Source organism: Mucilaginibacter myungsuensis, assembly GCF_015222005.1.
Lineage (GTDB): Bacteria > Bacteroidota > Bacteroidia > Sphingobacteriales > Sphingobacteriaceae > Mucilaginibacter > Mucilaginibacter myungsuensis.
Map to the genome: position 1 here is coordinate 593,595 of NZ_JADFFL010000002.1, position 19,112 is coordinate 612,706.

The following is a 19,112-nucleotide window of genomic DNA, read 5'->3' on the forward strand; positions in this document are numbered from 1 at the left end:
TCTTTTTAGCGTACAAAGGCCGCCGCAACGCCGCCGTCAACATTTAACACATTCCCTGTCGATTTACTTAACAAGCCACCCGCAAAAGCGAAGCAGGCGTTAGCGATATCCACAGGCAGGATAACCTCGTTCAGCAAGGTACGTTTGGCGTAGTAAGCAGGCAATTCCTCAACGGTAACACCATACGCTTTAGCACGGCCCTCGGCCCAGCCACCGGCCCATATGTTGCTGTCACTGATCACCGCGTCGGGGTTAACCACATTTACTCGGATCTTATCCGGGCCTAATTCTGCCGCGTTCAATCGGCTCAGGTGTAACTGTGCCGCTTTGGCGCTCCCGTAACCGGCATTGTTAGGGCCGCTTACTAAAGCATTTTTGCTTACGATGTTGATGATATCGCCACCGATATCTTGTTTCTTCATCACGGCTGTAGCCGCTTGGGTCACCAAAAATTGGCCTTTTACCAATACATCATATAACAGGTCCCAATCTTTTTCGGCATGGTCGGCTATGGTTTTAGAGATAGACAGACCTGCGTTATTCACGATCAGATCCACACCGCCAAAGGCTAAAGTAGCTGTAGCAACAGCATCGGCGATCTGGTCGGCCTTGGTCACATCTAATACGACCGTGGTATAGGCATCTTTACCAAATAATTTCTTGAACTCTTCGCCGGCACCTTCCAGGCGTTCCGCATTCATATCGTTCAGCACCACTACGGCACCTTCTTCGGCAAATTTTTTGGCGATAGCTTTACCAATGCCGCCGGCGCTGCCGGTAACTAAAGCAACGCGACCTGTTAAGGCTTTAGGCTTAGGCATACGTTGTAGCTTAGCCTCTTCCAGCAACCAGTATTCGATATTGAATGCTTCCTGATGCGGCAGCGAGGTGTAATCAGAGATCGCCTCGGCGCCCTTCATTACATTGATCGCATTGGTATAAAATTCGGCTGCCACACGGGCGGTCTGTTTATCTTTAGCAAAGGTGAACATACCCACACCCGGATACAAGATCACCACCGGGTTAGCATCGCGAATGGCCGGGCTATTCGGGTGTTTACAGGTTTCGTAATATTCGGTATACATGGCGCGGTAAGCCTCAAAAGCCGGGGTTAAGCGGGCTTTTAATGCTTCTACGTCACTCAGGTCCTCATCTTTGCCTAAGTCCAACACCAGCGGACTGATCTTGGTCCTTAAAAAGTGATCCGGGCAGCTGGTACCCATTGGTGCCAGGCGGGTCAGGTCATTTGAGTTGATGAACTCCAATACACGAGTGTCATCGGTAAAGTGGCCGATCATATTTTGTTTGGATGAACAGAAACCACGCAGGATAGGCGCTAAGGCTACCGCTTGTTTTTTGCGACCCTCCGCATCCAGACTTTCAATTTTAGCACCGCCGAAGACAGGGCCTTTTTTGCCGTAGTTCTGCTCCAGGTATTCGGCGCATTGCTCGATCACCTCTAAGGTGTTCACATAACTTTCGTAAGCCGTATCGCCCCAGGTGAACAATCCGTGCGAACCTAACATGATGCCACGGATGCCCGGGTTAGCATCTAAACAAGCTTTTAATTGCAAGCCCAATTCAAAGCCCGGTTTTTGCCAATCAACCCAACCAATAGTGCCTTTAAATAGGTCGGCAGTGATCTGCTTGCCATCTTTTGCTGCCGCTATGGCGATAGCCGCGTCCGGGTGCAGGTGATCGATATGTTTAAAAGGTAAAAATCCGTGCAAAGGTGTATCTATCGATGGCGCTTTTGAGGCCAGATCATAAATGGTATGGTTAAATAATTCCACCATCTCATCTTCGTGCTCTAAGCCGCGGTACACGTTCTTCAGGCTGCGTAAACGGTCTACATAAAGGGCGGCCAATCCGCTCTTCTTTAAGGTACCAATATCACCGCCGGATCCTTTGATCCACATCACTTCAAGTTCCTGACCGGTGAGCGGGTCTTTAGCCTGGGCTTTGCACGATGTATTGCCGCCACCGTAATTGGTGAGGCGCAGGTCGGCACCCAATAAGTTAGAGCGATATATCAACAGGGCTATCTCGTCGCCGGCCAGTTTAGCGGCTTCGGCGTCGTCCCATAAATAGCTTACGTGTTTAAAATTTGTTTCCTTGATAGACATTGTATTACTGCTTTTGTATAGATCTGATGTTATTGTTTAACTGCTTCCGTTCGTTTGGCCTTAGCTGCGGCCTCTTTGTCTTTTAAATTATTACCGTAACCCACCAATAGCACCGATAAGGTGATGGTAGCGATACCCAGTATCAGGGTAGAAAATGCTTTTTTGCTCACCGTTTTCCATTCCTTTAATATCAGCCCCCATACGTTGGCGATGAGGATGATAAAGGCCATGTGCAATATCCAAGAGCTTGCGCCGTTACCCAGCTTGCTCTCGCCCATGCCGTAAAAAAAGAATTGCAAGAACCAGGTAGTACCGGCCAATGCCGAGAAGATATAGTTCTTTAATAGCGGTGTCTTACTATCGGTATAATTGCTGAAGGTTTTATTGCGGGCGTTCAGGATCATACACCACACAAAATTGGTGGTGAGGCCTCCCCAAAGGATGATGATGTAGGTGACGTTATTTTTATACAGGAAATTGCTACCATCGGTAATGTTGTTGGCCGCTCTCCAGGTCTCGTTAGCTGCGTCGGCCATAGCTGCTCCTGCGTCAATACCGAAGGCAAAACAAGCGCTCAGGATACCTGAAACGATAGCCACGGTGATACCCAGACCGAAGTTGTAGTCTTTATTCTCGTTCTCGGCTGCACCTTCTTTATTCAGGTCGCGCTCTTTTAACGTACCCGCGCGACCGCAGATAACAATACCCAATACACATACTACGATACCGATCAGTACGATCTGTCCCCATGTATTAGATGCCAGTATACCGATGCTATCTTTTCCCTCGGTGGGTGAAAACTGATAGTAGACCGCCGGCACCAAAGCCCCGAATACCGAACACAAACCCAAGATAATGGTACTACCTAAAGAAACCCCCAAGTATCGGACACCAAGCCCATAAGTCAAGCCGCCGATTCCCCAAAGCAGACCGAAGAAATAGGTCAATGCCAGGATACCTCCGTTGGTTGCTTTGATGATGTCGATAAAGTTAGGAACGGTCAGGAATGCCGCGATTGGCGGAACGATCAGCCATGAGAACAGGCCGCCTACTATCCAAAAACTCTCCCAGGCCCAGCCTTTTACTTTTTTGTAAGGGATGTAAAAACTACCGGAGGCAAAGCCGCCGATGAAGTGAAATATAACGCCTAATATTACTTGCATGTTGATAAGGTTTAGTTTGCTGTGCTAAAATGATATGTACCCGAGCCTACATTGATCGCCGTATAGCCTGCCACCGCAGCGCTCGCGTCAACTTTGGTCACCGGCTTACCGCCCTCGGTAACCGCGCTGCCATTTTTGGTTGGTACGTAAACGGTAGCAGTGGTATTTGCCGGGATCACTACATCCAGATCAAATTTGCCATCGGCAACTTTCCAGCCCGAACTTACCTTGCCATACATGGTGTTATAGTCTGCCGATGCCGATGTCAACTTGCCGCCAACGGTCGGTTTGATGGTGATGCCTTTGTAACCCGGCGCGTCGGCTTTGGTGTCGATACCGGCTACGTGGCGATACATCCAATCACCAATAGCACCGTAAGCGTAGTGATTATAAGAGTTCATCGACGGAACTTCTAATTGTCCATCCGGGTGGATACCGTTCCAGCGCTCCCAAATAGTGGTAGCGCCGCGCTTTACCGGGTATAACCACGATGGGTAATTTTCCTGCATCAGCAAGCGGAAGGCGGTCTCATCATGCCCGAAACGGCTCAGCGCGTGGCATAGGTACGGCGTACCCAAAAAGCCGGTGGTCAGGTGGTTTCCATAACGGCGAACGTTAGATGCCAAACGGTCGGCGGCTTGCTGCCTTAAATTTTCGGGCAGCATGTCAAATTGCAGCGCTAAGGTATAAGCTGTTTGTGTGTCAGATGATATCAGTCCGTTAGGAGTGACGTATTCTCTTAAGAAAGCGTTCTTCACATCGGCCAGTAATTTGGTGTAAGTATCAACATCATTGGTGTTGCCCAACACCTTGGCGGTGTTGATGAGCAATTGTGTAGAGTAAGCATAAAAGCACTGCGCGATCAGGTATTTGCTGGTAATGGCGGCAGTACCGTCATTATCATCGTTACGGGTAAAGAACAGCCAGTCGCCAAAGTGGCCGCCGGTGTTCCACAAGTTATTCTTGCTGCGGGCGGTCATACAATTAACCCAAGCCTTCATACTTGAGTATTGGTTGGCCAGGATCTGTTTATCGCCGTAAGCCTGGTACATCGTCCATGGGATGATGGTCGTAGCATCAGACCAGCCCGCGCTGCCGCCGCCACCTACAGGTTTGCCCTCGTCAAAAGCATCAGGGATAACGTGTGGCAAGCTGCCGTCTTTATATTGATCAGCGGCAACATCCTTTAACCATTTGGTAAAAAAGCTGTGCACATCCATATTGAAAGTAGCCGTGCGGGCAAACACCTGCGCATCGCCGGTCCAGCCTAAACGCTCGTCCCGTTGCGGGCAATCGGTAGGGATATCGATAAAGTTACCGCGTTGGCCCCATTCGATATTATGTTGTAATTGGTTGATCAGCGGGTTGCTGCTGGTGAAATGGCCAGTTACCGGCATATCCGAGTAAACCGATATCGCGACAAAATCCTCAGGTTTGATATCGCCCGGGTAGCCTTCTATCTTGATATACTGGAAACCCTGCCAGGTAAACTGCGGTTCGAAGGTCTCTTGAGCGCCGCCTTTCAGGATGAACGTATTTTCTGATTTAGCGGCGCGCAAGTTCTCGGTATAAAAGTTACCGGCCGGATCCAGCACTTCAGCGTGCGATATTTTGATCTTGTCGCCTGCTTTACCTGTCACTTTAAATTGTACCCAACCAACTAAGTTCTGACCAAAGTCGATCACTTTTTCGCCCTTAGGCGTAGTGAAGATCTTTTTTACGTTAAAGGTCTCGTGCTTGCGCACAGGCTCGTTCTGGGTGGCGATCAATATGTTTTTAGGGTAGTTACCTACGGTAACCGCCGTCCATTTGCTATCGTCGAAACCAGCAACTGACCAGCCTTTTTGTTCCATCCTTGCATCAATGGTGCAACCCATGTAGATCTCGGCGTAGCGTACTTCGCCTGTCGCACTTTTCCAGGTGTTATCGGTGCCGATCACCTCGGTAGTGCCATCGGTGTAGGTAATGTTGATCTGCATCAGCAGGGCAATGTCCTTACCGTAGATCTCTTTCCTGTCGCCAATGCCGTAGATGCCGCGGTACCAGCCGCTTGCTAAACTTGCACCTGCCACGTTAGCGCCGGTCTTTAAAATAGTAGTAACATCATAAGCCTGGTATTGCAGGCGTTTGTGGTAGCTGGTGTAACCCGGGGTAAGGTATTCATTACCCAATTTTTGTCCGTTGATCTTAGCCTCGTAAAAACCGTGAGCGGTTACATAAGCTGTAGCCGACTTGATCTTTTTGCCGATCGAAAATCCTTTACGCAAAATAGGACTTGGGCGCGATGCCTCTTCCGTTGCCGGGCCTATCCATTGTGCTTTCCAATCACCTTCGCTTAACAAACCCATTTGAAAAGTGCCGGTACTTACTGCCGATGCTTTGCCTTTGTTATCCCAGATCTTCACTGTCCAGGTATATTTTTCGCCCGACTTAAGCGGACTGCCTTTGTAGGTAATATAGTTGGCCTCGTCGGATGATACTTTGCCCGGTGCCCATACGGTGGTTTTGCCGTCGCTCACTTTGATCTCGTAGGCGGTCTGCATCACATCGCGGGTGGTACCGGCGTCCATCTGCCAGCTAAAGCGTGGGGCAGCGGCGTCGATACTATTAGGGTTGACCAGGTTCTCGGTCTTTAGTTGTACGGCCTTCACCTGCGCCATAGAAACATGGGCGGTAAGCAAGGCGACAAACAAAAAGAAAGCTTTTCTCATGGGTTTTGTTAAAAAGGATGTATAATTGGTTTACGCAAGTTAACAAAAACCATTTTGGTTAACCGTCCCTTACTGTCCGATAGTCCGAATGAAAAATTACCTTAAGATCATCCAGATCGACGAATATTCTATCACGCCCAAGTACCTGCAGATCTGTAATTCTATCCTGCGGGGCATCGAGGAGCGCAAGATCGAGAAGGATGATATCCTGCCCTCCATCAACGACCTGAGCATTGCTCTGGAGGTTGCCCGCAACACCATCGAGCGCGCTTACAAGGAACTTAAAAAGTACAACGTCATCAGCTCGGTAGCAGGTAAGGGTTATTTTATTACCGATACGCAATTTACCCAACCGTTAAAGGTGCTGTTGTTGTTCAACAAGTTAAGCAGCCACAAAAAGATCATTTACGATGCCTTTGCAGAGCGCCTGGGCAGTAACGCCGCTATCGACTTTTATATCTATAACAGTAACTTCAATTTCTTTAAAAAGCTGCTGTCGGGTAATACCGACCATTACTCCAAGCTGATCATCTTCCCCTTTTTTGTGGAGGATGGCGGCCACGCGGCATCGGTAATCAACGAGTTACCTAAAGATAAACTGATCCTGATGGACCACCTGCTGGATGGCGTGGACGGCGATTTTGGTGCCGTATACGAAAAATTTGAAGAGGACATTTACAATGCCCTGAGTCAGCTACTGGATAAGCTGAGCAAGTACCACACGCTCAAGATCATCTTCCCCGAGAATAGTTATTACTCTAAAGATATCCTGACGGGATTCATCACCTTCTGCCGGCAATATGCATTCGATTACGAAGTGATCCATGACCTACAAAGCGGCGACCTGACACCCGGAGCAGCATACATCAACCTGAAAGAGGATGACCTAGTAGAATTGGTCGAGCTGATCATCAGCAGTAAGCTGAAAGTAGGGGAGGACATCGGCGTGATATCCTACAACGAGACCCCGCTCAAAAAAGTGATCCTGAACGGCATCACCACGATATCCACAGATTTTAAACTGATGGGCGAAAAGGCGGCAGAGTTAGCTTTGAATAATGTGAAAGAGCATGTAGCGATACCATTTAAGGTGACGTTGCGGGAGTCGTTGTAGAAGATGTTATTACATATTTGGGTTTAAACTCCTTCTCAACTTTAGGTTTAATTTTTCCGAATAGGCAGAAAATCAACACTGAAAGCGCATAAATGCAAATAATTACAATTGCTCTTTTGTAATATTCTTGCGCAAGAACTAAATTATCGACTTTTTCGTTAATAATTGGTTCATTGTTTTGAGTATACTTAGATAAGCGAAGAATCATAGACCTGTAGTAATCATCCTCACCTCCACTAATATTAATATCGTTGATATCAATAACATGGTAACCCTTTCTCGCTAATGCCTTTACCGAAAACCAAACAGTTCTCACTGTGTAAAGAGTTAAGATAAATGATAGGGTAACAAAGCATTGAATTGCAATTTGATATTCGCTATTGCCGATTGTGAATGTGTTAGATGCAACTACAAGAGAAGTCGTGATGCTTATAGTACTTATAAAAGATGAAGCTTTTGACTCAATGCTGTTACGTCTTTCGTTTTCACTTTGAGATATCTTGAATTCTAAATCTAATGCTTTGCTAAGATTAACACTATTAATTCTTAGTTCTATTGATTTAATATTTTCAGTTTTATCATCGTTGACTCTGTCCAAAAGCGGCCAAAAAAATTCCCGGATAACTTTAAGATATTTTTTCAACCAATAGACTAGCAATTTCATCTGATATTTTGAAGTTAAGTTGTTTTTCAATCCATGCCCATTGTCCATTAGGATTGATCTCTAAAAAAATATAATTGCCTAATTGGTCTAAAACAAAGTCAATCGCTGCAAAATTTAAATTTAATTTCTTTGTAAGAGCTTGACATCTTTTTACCAAATCCAGAGGCAGTGATATCTGTGAATACTCTAATATTTCATCCGTTTTCCTCCAATCAACCCGGGCCTCTTCGTTGGCTTGAGAGTGGATAAACGCTGGAAACAGCTTGGTACCAACTATTGTAACACGGATATCTGCCTGCTTTTCTATCAGATTCTGAAGATAGATAGGGCACTCTCTCGTACGTTCTAAATTTTGCTTATTGATTTCGACCTTGCTGGTAAAAATTACCCCTTCCTCATTATTAGTTCCAACTAACCCAGATTTTATAGGTTTAATAATACACAAACTATTATTTTCAGAGTAAAACGCCTCTACTTGTTTCGGATGGTTAGAAATTATGCTATTAGGGATTTCAAATCCCAGTTCTTTAGCGAGTATTAACTGGAATAACTTGTTTTCAGCATTTCTGATGTCATAAACATTGCTTATCCAAAAGGCATTCCCAAGAATTCGATATATGCCCTCTAAGGTGTACAACAATTCCGCCTTAATGAATTCCTTTTGTCCAGATGTTAATGTATTGTTTGTGACGTGTATTTCTGGTCTACGAAAGTAAACGGACTTCACCTCACACAAATTAATTGCTATCCCTTTAGAAATATCATATAAATAGAAATGTCCATTATTGACAGTTAATGAAACCTGAACAGATTTTCCTATCTCTTCCGTGTTTAACCTATAAAATGCAACCCTAAGCGATGTTAACTTACTGACAACAAAGTCCGTCGTAATATCACCCTTGTTAGTTATTAACAATATTTCAATCATCTTTTTCTGCGGTCGAAAAAGTTTTTGTTTTTAATTCCAAAAGCATATCATGCAAGTCTTCTTTCTCGCCACCAATCTTAGTTTTAGTACCAAGTTCTGATAATTCAAAACTTGCATCTGAATTTTCACCGATAACCCTTGTTTGGGTTGCAAGGTTTAAGTCATCAGCACATAAATCGATGAAGGGTTTTGTTGTTCCGTTCGCTTGGTAGACATTAAGCGATTGCTGCTCATCATAGATATAAGAAACAACTGAGTTGTGCTCAGTTCTTTCGATTTCAAAATCAAATATCAAAGGTTTCATGTTTGCTAAATTTTAAAATAATTTATATCGAATTTAATAATTTTATCAACCTTACGCAGGCATGAATCACAAATGGTAATTATCAAGATAGCAACTAAAATAGAGCCGATTTAAATCGGTCTACATCAATCCTTCACACACCTGAACCCCAAATTATCCGACGCGCTCTTGACCTCTCCCTTACCCCGGCTACCAGCTTTATAACGAATGCAATATTGCTCGCTGCAAATAAACGAACCGCCGCGCTGCACGTGTGAGATCGTACCCGGTTCATCGGGGTCAAAACTGTCTGAAGGGCCTTGGGGGTTATCTGTCGGGCTTTTAGCATAGTAGTCGGGGCGGTAAAAGTCGCTGCACCACTCCCAAACGTTGCCTTCCATATCGTACAGGCCATTGGCATTAGGCGGGAATGACATCACCGGGGATAAACCTTTAAAGCCGTCCTCGGCGGTGTCTTTATCGGGGAAGTGCCCTTGATAATTGTTAGACATCATTTTACCACCGGGATGTAATTCGTTGCCCCAATAATAAGTGGTGTTGGGTTTATTGGCACGGGCGGCATATTCCCACTCAGCCTCGGTAGGCAGGCGTTTGCCAGCCCAGTGGGCATAAGACTTGGCATCATCATAACTGATATTTACCACCGGGTAATTCTCCCTCCCTTTATTGTTGCTCTGCGGACCGTATGGGTGCTGCCAGCTTGCGCCTGCCACATAACGCCACCATTGTAGTGGATTATCTAAAGAAACAGGTTGAGCTGGAGCGGTGAACACACCCGAACCCGGCACTACACTCGCCGGGTCAACACCCGGGAAATCTTTCGGGTCCAATTGCTGCTCGGCTACGGTCTTGTAACCGGTCGCGTCCACAAATTTTTTGAACTCGGCGTTAGTCACCTCGTGGGTGTCCATCCAAAAATCCTTTAGGTTGACGGCGTGGACCGGGCGGGTATCGTTAAAACTCGGATCATCAGACCCCATTTGGAAACTGCCACCTTTAATGTGGACCATGCCCGCGTAAGCTGCGCTATCGGTAGAGCTGGTCGTAGCCGAAGCGGGATCCGTCGCTGTAGTATCGCCCTGCGTTTCTTTGGTAGCTGAGCCGCCGCAACCCGCTATCGCGATAGCAAAAGCTAATAAGCCGATGTTATAATTCCTCAAGATCAATGTCCTCCGGTTTTAGCCTTGCCGCCCGGTTTGGGCAGTACATTGTGTGTGGTAGCCCAGGCACGGTAAGCCGCAGCCAATTCTTTTACCTTAGCCGGGTTTTCAGTACGCAGGTCGGTGGTCTCGGTCAGGTCGTTAGCAATGTTGTACAGGTGCCAGGTGGTGTCGCCCATGGATGTGATCTTCCAGTCGCCGACACGTGCGTAACGCGCACCAAAGTGCTCGTTAAAGAGTTCTTTATGGCCTGCATCCTGCTTGCCTGTAAAGCTGGCAACCATGCTCACGCCCGGAGTTGGGGTAATGTTGCGGCCTTGGTAAGTGGTTGGATATTTGCCTCCAGCTATCTCTACAAAGGTGCTCATAAAGTCCATCACATGACCTACGCTATTGTTAAAGCTGCCTTTTTTAGCTTTTATACCCTTTGGCCAAAAAGCGATCAAAGGGGTTTTTACACCACCCTCGTACGATTCCTGTTTCCAAAACGCATAAGGCGTGTTAGCCACATTAGCCCAACGCTGACCTATCGACGCGTAAGTGGTTTCATCGCCGGGGTGATTGTCTTTTTTAAGCGTGTAGCTTACCGGGCGACCGTCACGCGTCTCGTTAGGGCGGTCGAAGCCGGGACCGTAAGCGGCGGCGTTCTCAGAGCTTGCGCCATTGTCCGACAGGACCAAGATCAGCGTGTTATCCAACTGCTTGGTATCTTTCAACGTTTGGATGATGCGGCCAATACCCTGATCCATACAATCGATCATGGCAGCGTGCACCGCCATGGCCTCGGCATCGTAAGCGGCATCGGGGTTGTTCTCCCATTTCAGGTTATCCTTAAAACGCTTGGTCAGTTTGGTAGTTTTCGGGTCGATAAGGCCCATTTTTACCATACGGTTATAACGCGCTTCGCGGATGGCATCCCAGCCGCCTTTGTAGGTGTCTTTGTATTTGGCAATATCCGCAGGCTTGGCGTGTAATGGCCAGTGAGGGGCATTCTCTGCCACGTAAAGAAAGAATGGCTTATCCGACTTTGCGTAACCCTTAATGTAGGTCACCGCAGTGTCGTTAATAGCATCGGTATGGTAATAATCTTTAGGTACTTTGGTGATGGGCTTAGTGCCGCTCACCAAACTGAACGGATCAAAGAAATCGACCACCCCCCATATCGTCCCAAAGAATTTATCAAAACCACGACTGGTAGGGTACTGACTGATCGGCGAGAATTCCGGGAACTCGGTATGGTGGTTCAGCCAGTCCAGTTGCTCTTTAGACGTAGGGCGGCCGCTGGTGTTAGACACATGCCACTTGCCCGACATGGCGGTGTTGTAGCCGGCCGTCTTTAGTACCTCGGCAATGGTCACAGTGTTGGCTCCCAAATGCCCCTGGTAACCGGGAGCATCCTCGGCATCGGTCATTTTACCGATGCCTGCCTGGTGGTTATATAGACCCGTCAGTAACGACGCGCGGGTAGGGCAGCAACGCGATGTATTGTAAAAATTGGTATAACGTACACCGTTATTGGCCAGATAGTTAATATTAGGCGTGTTGATCTCGCCACCGAAACAGCCCAGGTCGCTGTAACCCATGTCATCGGCCATGATCACAATGATGTTGGGGCGTTGGGTTGGTGCGACTTCTTTAGGTTTACCCTGCCAGGCAATAAGGCCGGCCAGGATGCCAAGTCCGGTAAGACCGGCGGCGAGTTTTAATTTTTTCATTTTTAGGTGATATAGAGCGTTTTTTGAGGTCAGCTGATGTTTTAACCACAAAGGGCACAAAGGTTTTCACAAAGGACACAAAGATAAATTGACCATCTGCATGGCTTTGTTCTTTGTGCTTCTTTCTTTGTGTCCTTTGTGGTTAAATTCCGCACCAGGCACACGTTCTACAATAATAAAGATGTTGATCGACAATATCTATATGCTATGTGATTTTGTTACTTTAGCAGCAGCTTGTTTATACAAGTTGCCTATCCTGCCAATATGAAACGACTTGTATTCTTCCTGTTGCTATCCCTGCCATCTCTCACCTATGCGCAATTCCCCGTGCCTAACTATCCTGTAACGGATGCGCTTGGTCGCAAGTTATTGGAGCATAAAGATGTTGGCGGACCGAAAAAGGGCAAATACATAGCCCTATTCTATTGGGTATGGCATAGTCATTTTGCAGCACAGGCCCCTTTGGATGCATCGAAGGTGATGGCCGTTAAGCCCGAAGCCATTCATGATTTTAACGATCCGATCTGGCGACTGCAGGATGGCAATACCTTTTTTTGGGGCGAACCGCTGTTCGGTTATTATCGCAATACCGACCCTTGGGTGTTACGCAAACATGCCGTGATGCTGGCCGACGCTGGGGTGGATGTCATCATCCTTGATTCGACCAACGGGTTGACCTTCCCCGATGCTTACGAGGCGCTTTTTAAAGCTTTTGACGAGGCCCGTAAGGACGGTATCAACGCCCCGGCGATAGCGCACATCTTACCCTTCGGACCAACACCACAAGCCCGTGACGAGCTGACCCAACTCTATCGCAATGTGTACAAACCAGGCCGATATAAGGACCTATGGTTTATGTGGGAAGGCAAACCGCTGGTTATGGCCTACCCTGAGATAGCAGGCGGACAGGATAGTTTGCAGCGCGAGATGAAAGCTTTCTTCACCTTTAGGCCAGGGCAGCCAGTTTATGACAAAGGCCCACAACGAAAAGATCATTGGGGCTGGTTGGAGATCTATCCGCAGCATGGTTTCGGTAAAAAAGCCGATGGTGGTTTTGAGGAGGCTGTGGTGGGTGTGGCGCAAAACTGGTCTAAGAAAGATGGTTTGACCGCCATGAACGCCCCGGGAGCTTTTGGGCGGAGTTATACCAGTGCTAAGGACAGGCATACTGAAATTGGTTCCGTAAATTATGGTCATAATTTTCAGGAGCAGTGGGATCAAGCCTTAAAGATCAACCCCGACCTGATCTTTATCACCGGGTGGAACGAGTGGATAGCCGGACGCGCTAAGGAATGGCAAAAGCAACCCAACGCCTTCCCTGATGAATTTGATCAGGAGTTCAGCCGGGATATCGAGCCGATGAAGGGTGGCCATGGCGATAATTATTACTACCAGATGGTAGCCAATATCCGCAGGTTTAAAGGAGTGACCGCGCCCGAAGAAGCTAACGGTTTGGCCAGTCCAGGCACTGGTAAGTCATTTGTAAATTGGTCTAAAGTGACACCTGAGTTCATCGCCAGCAAGGGGACCACCATCCACCGCGACGAGGATGGCTGGAAAGGTACGCACTATGTGAACAAGACCGGTCGCAACGATATCGTATCCGCCAAAGTAGCGGTTGATGCGCAGTACATCTACTTTCAAGTATCGACCAAAGCTAAACTGAGTCCGGCTACCGATCCCGCCTGGATGCGGTTATTCATCAACATTGATAATAACTACAACACAGGTTGGCAAGGTTATGATCTGGTGATCAACCGTTCATCGCCGGGAAAGAAGGCTTTGGTAGAGCGCTCGGCCAAAGGCTGGAACTGGACAAAGGTTGCCGATGTAAACTACCGTATCGATGGCAACACTTTAGAGCTGAAGATCCCGCGCTCCGTCATCAAACAAAAAGGCCTTGTCGATATCCAATTTAAGTGGAGCGACAATATGCAGGTGGATGGCGACATCAATGAATTTATCATCAGTGGCGATGTAGCGCCGTCGGGCAGGTTTAATTACCGGTACTTGAATAAGGGGAAATGAATAAACGCTCGTTTACTAAAAGCGCGCTAAACACACATTTTTGATGAAAAATGTATGCGTTTTTTGCGTTTTGTAATTTTTTGCAGAACGCGCAACTGTTGGGTTGCGCGTTCCGGCTTTTAGCGATGATGACCCCACCAAAACGACCGCCGCCCTGATAAATAAAATACTAAAAAAGTTAGAGTTTTTTTGGTTGCTAAATTCTTTTTCGGTATATTTGTATGTGCGGCAATTCATAGTCGTCACGTGGCTTGCACTCGATCCCGGGGCGGGCGGTTTGTAGAGAGTTTTCTTGAGTTGTAAATTGACCGGCGGTCTTGCGCAATTATTTTTTATGCTACAGATCTGTTAGCTTTATCCTAATTATCACATTAAAATGAACACCATCCAAATAAAGGTTACCGATGCTACCTTCGGCGGCAAGATCCTGAACCAGATCACCGTGGCGCTGGCATCCGAACGCGTCACCGTTAAAGATATTATAGAGGCCCGGGTGATCAAAGAAGTACAGGATTATAACAGCACCCTGCCCGAAGTATATCGCGGCTTTATTCAGCCTACCAATGCCGAAGTTGCCCTTAACGGTTACAAATTGCCAAGGCGCGATACCCGTATCGATGCCGAACAGCAAGTTTACACCGCTCTGGATGCTTTTCAGCAGAATGGCTTTTTTGTGCTGATCGATAATAAACAAGCCGAAGACCTGGACCAGGAGGTGCTGCTGACCACCGAAACGACCGTTAGTTTTTTAAAGTTGACACCTTTAGTTGGAGGTTGAAACATGGGTATGTTCGATTTTTTTAACGGCCTGTTCCAAAAGGAGGTACAGTCTGTAGTTGCAGACCATCCCATTGTTACGCGTGCGCTCAAGGAGACCGGTAAACAAGACTATTGGTACGATCTGAAAACGAGCGATATCCCTGAGGCTGTCGCGATGTTACAGGCTTTAACAGATAAGGAAAAAGCAGATCTTGCATTGCATCTTGTATTATTCTCGCAAGAACATCGCACGGCATCGCGGGCTGCCAGCCTCGGCGATGTTGACGGCAAAGCATACATTTGTGAGTTGTTGGTGGCCCAGGCGGTACGTGCCAACTCCCGGTTCGATGATGCCGATATCGCTGCCATAGCCAACGCATTCGCCGATCATCACCGTTATTTTTATAACGGGTTGCTTGGCTGGCCGCTTAGGTCGCTCATCGCGATGGTGAAGAAAAAATATCCTAAAGGCAACATAACACCCCAGATCACCGGGGCGTTTGACAATATTAAATACCATCTGAAGGCCGCAAGCAAAGATCATTTTGAAAAGGAACGCTTAAAAGTTATCGAACAGATAGATAACGTGCTTTTTGGCGCCCAACCTGATGCGGCCGTAAAACCGGTATATTTTTTGGGCGAAGACCAATTTGCCACCTACGCCAACCCGATGATCAAAGGATTCGCGGAGGAGGAGCGGCCGCATTGGTTTCGGCTATTGGCGCATTGCCAAAATGCAAGCGGCAGCAAACCGTCCAAAAAATTCCTTACGGACGGTTCGGCACTCATCCAACAACTGGGCCGCGATCGCTTTGTGGAGGTGATCAGCGATTGGTTCCATTTTATCGCCCGCATGCGCGAGCAGATGATCCCCGGGCGATACATTAACACCTATCTCTTTTTAGCCTCGGTAAATACTGAGTGTGTACGGGGCTTTGTTTGGTTAAGCACTACTGTTTTGGATAAGCCCCTGATAGACGCGGTGGCCGCTATGGCCGGGAGGGCCTATAACAAGATACCGGGCGTTGGCCATACTTGTGCAGCTTTAGGTAACGCCACGCTTTACGCCCTTGCTACCGACAAAGGCTTTGATGGCGTTAACCATCTCTCGCGCCTTAACCTGAAAGTGAAGCAGGCCGCCACCCAAAAAATGATAGAGACCTATCTTAATGCCATTGCCCAGGAAAAAGGTATTGGTACGGATATGATAGAGGACCTGGCTGTGGATGGTTTTGATCTGGCGGATGGCTGCAAGCTGTTGCCGTTTATCGACTACACTGCGCAGATAGTGCTGGAGCATAACGGCAAAGTGACCCTAAGCTGGTTGAAAAAAGACGGATCGGTACAAAAGAGCGACCCAGCTGCGGTAAAAGAGCAGCAAGCTAAAGAGTTAAAGGAACTGAAAGCCGACATTAAGGCCATTGAAACTGCTTACGCTACCCAACGCGAGCGGCTGGACCGCAGTTTCAGGGCCGAGCGGCAGATGAGTTGGGAGCACTTTAATAACTGTTTCCATCAGCACGGCCTGTTATCGCAGATCAGCCGGCGAATGATCTGGCGTTTTGAAAAAGATGATCTGCATACCGATGCCGTTTTTGTGAACGGCGCCTGGCAGGATGGCGATGGTGCGGCTTTTGTTCCCGGCGATACTTTTATGATATCCCTTTGGCACCCCGCTACGGATACCGTGGCCAATGTAAAACGCTGGCGCGACCATTTTACCAATGCGCAGATACAGCAACCCGTAAAGCAGGCGTATCGCGAGGTTTATTTACTTACCGATGCCGAGGTGCGCACCAACACTTACAGCAACCGTATGGCCGGCCATATCTTAAAGCAGCACCAGTTCAATTCGTTGACCAAGGCACGGGGCTGGCGTTATGACCTGCAAGGTGGTTTTGATGGTGGCAGCGACGGCACCGCAAGACTGACCCTGCCGCAGCAAAAGCTGGTTGCCGAATTTTGGACCAACGGTATAGACGACCTGAACGAGATGGGTATCATGAATTATGTATCTACCGATCAGGTACGGTTCAGAAAGACGAATAATTGGGACGCCATCCCGATACAGGATATCCCTGTGGTTGCACTGTCTGAAGTGATGCGCGACGTGGACCTTTTTGTTGGCGTGGCCAGCGTAGGTAACGACCCTAACTGGCGCGATAACGGAGGCTTGCGTGCTTATCATGACTATTGGCAACAATATGCCTTTGGCGATCTGAGCGAAAACGCCAAAAGTCGCCGCGAGATATTGGAACGTTTAGTGCCGGCACTAAAGTTTGGCAAGGTGAGTACGCTTACCGATAAGTTTTTGATCGTAAAAGGCAAAATGCGTACTTACAAGATACACCTGGGCAGCACTAACATCCTGATGGAACCTAATGATCAATACTTATGCATTGTGCCCGACCGCTCGATGAAGAGCTTGACGACCAATGTGTTCCTTCCCTTTGAGGGCGATGCCGGTCTGTCGATCATTATCAGCAAAGCCACGCTGCTTGCCGATGATGATAAGATAACCGACGAAAGCATCACCCGGCAGATCAAACGGAATTAGCGTGGCCGGTGGTCATGGAGCCTGTCGAACGATGACGGCCTTTTATTCGTTGAACACCCCACTTGGCCGTCAAGGAGCTTGTCGAACCATGGTGCGGAGGGGAATCGTCGGCTTTGCATGGCGTGCAGCATTGTGGCAAAAGCCTGTGCTCCATCCTTCGACGAGCTCAGGATGACGGCCTTTTTTTTTATTCGTTCAACACACCACCTGGCCGTTATGGAGCTTGTCGAACCATGGTGCGGAAGGGCTTGACGCTATACAATGGTGACCATGCACATCGGCCACGCCCCGCGCACGTCGCCCTTCGACAGGTTCAGGGTGACAGGCCCTTTTAATTCGATTTAACACTCCACCCGGCCGTCATGGTGAGCCCGTCGAACCATGGTGCGGAAGGGCTTGACGCTATGCAAGTGGCGACCGTGCATATCGGCCATGTCCCGCGCACGTCGCCCTTCGACAGGCTCAGGGTGACAGGCCCTATTAATTTGATTGAACACTCCACATGGCCGTCATGGAGCACGTTAAACCATGGTGCGGAGGGGAATCGTCGGCTTTGCATGGCGTGCAGCATTGTGGCAAAAGCCTGCGCTCCATCCTTCGACGGGCTCAGGATGACGGCCTTTTCTTTTAGGTCGAAGTTTAAAACATCGACCAGTTTAAGGCTATGCTATTGACCGATGATGACAAAATGACCGCTCCTACCATCACCAGGCAGATCGATCGGGATAGTTAGGTCGGTTAGTTGATCAACCACTTTTTTTGCGCGGTGTTGTAACTTATCCTATAATATTTGGTTGGGAAAGCTTTCTTTTCAGAATAGATCTCTTTGGTTGTATACACTCTAATGTATATTGAATCGGTCAAAAACAGATCGTTAGCACTGTGTCCTGCTAACTTTTCGTCTTTCCAATTGGTCTGATCTTTAGACATCGCCAGAAAAACATCGGCAGCACTGGTATTTTGTACAAAAAAATGGGTTTTGGCGTAAGACGGGGGAACTTGCATCAAAACCTTATCCAGTTGTTGACCGCTTTTGATGATATTTTTATCGATAGTTAAATGTTTGTCTTTACCTAATGTAGGTTTCTGAAATTGTGCGAAGGCCATGCTGCTTATCATCGCTAAGGCAGAAGCTAAGATCATCTTTCTCATTTTTCAACCCTTTCTTCTTTTTCGCCCTTACCTAATAAATAACCTGCTATAGTGCCAAGCAAGCCGAGCACGGGAGTAAGCTGAGCATCGTAACCGGCTGTGATCAAAAATAGCGTACCGGTAATTATGAGGGTGAGGATAATGAACTTGATGCTGTTATTGGCATCTATCTTATTGGTTTTGATCAGGTACACCTCTAAAAATATGGTGATTATGCCAAATCCCAATACCAGCATAGATAAGCTGGATTCTATCGCTGTAGTAAAATGCCGGCCTGCCCCTTCATCTGCGGGAGCCGGGGTTACAGTTTGTGCAAAAGAGGGATCAGAGAAAAATAGGCTAAGCAATAGTAACCCTGCGGTGTACTTTGCGGTTGAGTGAGGATGGTTCATGTCGGTTGGTTTGCTATAAAGCTAAATAACTTTTATTTAACAAACAATAGATCAGGTATATAAGCTGATCTATTAGGCTCTCATTCGGTCGTCTACTCCCTTCTGAATACAAGTGTCCTCATCCCCTTGTGGCAAAATCCCCCGCGCACCATCCTTCGACATGCTCAGGATGACGGCCTTTTTATTCGTTAAACACGCCAACGGTCGTCATGGTGAGCCCGTCGAACCATGGTGCGGAGGGAATCGCCGACTATATATCGGCGTTAAGACATCTTGGCATAAGCCCCGCACACCACCCTTCGACAGGTTCAGGATGACTGACCTTTTTTAAAATAAGTT

General features: G+C 47.6%; 14 protein-coding genes. 4 read left to right on the forward strand and 10 right to left on the reverse strand.

Features of this window, described 5'->3' with window-relative positions:
* Positions 1 to 5: 5 nt before the first annotated feature.
* Genes IRJ16_RS06445 through IRJ16_RS06455 form a run of 3 tightly spaced genes read right to left on the reverse strand, consistent with a single transcriptional unit; the run spans position 6 to position 6,000 of the window.
* On the reverse strand, positions 6 to 2,126 hold the full coding sequence (locus IRJ16_RS06445) for a bifunctional aldolase/short-chain dehydrogenase (protein WP_194110703.1): 2,121 nt from the start codon (positions 2,124 to 2,126) through the stop codon (positions 6 to 8).
* A gap of 29 nt (positions 2,127 to 2,155) precedes the next feature.
* On the reverse strand, positions 2,156 to 3,289 hold the full coding sequence (rhaT, locus tag IRJ16_RS06450) for an L-rhamnose/proton symporter RhaT (protein ID WP_194110704.1): 1,134 nt from the start codon (positions 3,287 to 3,289) through the stop codon (positions 2,156 to 2,158).
* 11 nt (positions 3,290 to 3,300) lie between these two features.
* The gene (locus IRJ16_RS06455; protein ID WP_194110705.1) at positions 3,301 to 6,000 is read right to left on the reverse strand and encodes a glycoside hydrolase family 78 protein; all 2,700 of its coding nucleotides are present in this window, start codon (positions 5,998 to 6,000) and stop codon (positions 3,301 to 3,303) included.
* Positions 6,001 to 6,088: 88 nt separating this feature from the next.
* On the opposite strand from IRJ16_RS06455, the gene IRJ16_RS06460 reads away from it, so the two are divergent.
* Positions 6,089 to 7,114, forward strand: coding sequence for a GntR family transcriptional regulator (locus IRJ16_RS06460; protein ID WP_194110706.1), 1,026 nt, complete (start codon positions 6,089 to 6,091; stop codon positions 7,112 to 7,114).
* Here the strand turns inward: IRJ16_RS06460 and IRJ16_RS06465 are convergent.
* From IRJ16_RS06465 to IRJ16_RS06485, 5 genes are all read right to left on the reverse strand, one after another.
* Positions 7,086 to 7,757 (reverse strand): hypothetical protein, encoded by a 672-nt coding sequence (locus IRJ16_RS06465; RefSeq protein ID WP_194110707.1) that lies wholly within the window; start codon positions 7,755 to 7,757, stop codon positions 7,086 to 7,088. The two genes, IRJ16_RS06460 and IRJ16_RS06465, sit on opposite strands and share 29 nt — an antisense overlap.
* A complete protein-coding gene (locus IRJ16_RS06470; RefSeq protein ID WP_194110708.1) occupies positions 7,741 to 8,706 on the reverse strand; it encodes an MvdC/MvdD family ATP grasp protein in 966 nt (321 codons plus the stop codon). The genes IRJ16_RS06465 and IRJ16_RS06470 overlap by 17 nt, the downstream gene beginning before the upstream one ends.
* Positions 8,699 to 9,010: a hypothetical protein gene (locus IRJ16_RS06475; protein ID WP_194110709.1), complete on the reverse strand. Its 312-nt coding sequence runs from the start codon at positions 9,008 to 9,010 to the stop codon at positions 8,699 to 8,701. The genes IRJ16_RS06470 and IRJ16_RS06475 overlap by 8 nt, the downstream gene beginning before the upstream one ends.
* A 125-nt stretch (positions 9,011 to 9,135) precedes the next feature.
* Positions 9,136 to 10,170 (reverse strand): formylglycine-generating enzyme family protein, encoded by a 1,035-nt coding sequence (locus tag IRJ16_RS06480; protein ID WP_228079905.1) that lies wholly within the window; start codon positions 10,168 to 10,170, stop codon positions 9,136 to 9,138.
* 2 nt (positions 10,171 to 10,172) lie between these two features.
* Positions 10,173 to 11,885 (reverse strand): arylsulfatase, encoded by a 1,713-nt coding sequence (locus tag IRJ16_RS06485; protein ID WP_194110710.1) that lies wholly within the window; start codon positions 11,883 to 11,885, stop codon positions 10,173 to 10,175.
* 264 nt (positions 11,886 to 12,149) lie between these two features.
* Here IRJ16_RS06485 and IRJ16_RS06490 point away from each other — a divergent pair, with 264 nt between their 5' ends.
* The 3 genes from IRJ16_RS06490 to IRJ16_RS06500 all read left to right on the forward strand — a co-directional run bounded on the left by IRJ16_RS06490 (position 12,150) and on the right by IRJ16_RS06500 (position 17,229).
* Entirely contained in the window at positions 12,150 to 13,913 is a 1,764-nt protein-coding gene (locus IRJ16_RS06490) for a glycoside hydrolase family 71/99 protein (protein ID WP_194110711.1), read from the forward strand.
* A 376-nt stretch (positions 13,914 to 14,289) separates the two neighbouring features.
* Positions 14,290 to 14,691 carry a hypothetical protein gene (locus IRJ16_RS06495; RefSeq protein ID WP_194110712.1) on the forward strand — a complete coding sequence of 134 codons (402 nt, stop codon included), beginning with the start codon at positions 14,290 to 14,292 and terminating at the stop codon, positions 14,689 to 14,691.
* A gap of 9 nt (positions 14,692 to 14,700) precedes the next feature.
* Positions 14,701 to 17,229, forward strand: a complete 2,529-nt coding sequence (locus IRJ16_RS06500; protein WP_194110713.1) for a DUF4132 domain-containing protein — start codon at positions 14,701 to 14,703, stop codon at positions 17,227 to 17,229.
* A 738-nt stretch (positions 17,230 to 17,967) separates the two neighbouring features.
* On the opposite strand, the gene IRJ16_RS06505 is transcribed toward IRJ16_RS06500, so the two are convergent.
* Both IRJ16_RS06505 and IRJ16_RS06510 read right to left on the reverse strand, forming a co-directional pair.
* Positions 17,968 to 18,381 carry a hypothetical protein gene (locus IRJ16_RS06505; RefSeq protein WP_194110714.1) on the reverse strand — a complete coding sequence of 138 codons (414 nt, stop codon included), beginning with the start codon at positions 18,379 to 18,381 and terminating at the stop codon, positions 17,968 to 17,970.
* Positions 18,378 to 18,773 carry a hypothetical protein gene (locus tag IRJ16_RS06510; protein WP_194110715.1) on the reverse strand — a complete coding sequence of 132 codons (396 nt, stop codon included), beginning with the start codon at positions 18,771 to 18,773 and terminating at the stop codon, positions 18,378 to 18,380. The genes IRJ16_RS06505 and IRJ16_RS06510 overlap by 4 nt, the downstream gene beginning before the upstream one ends.
* Between the last annotated feature and the right edge of the window lie 339 nt (positions 18,774 to 19,112).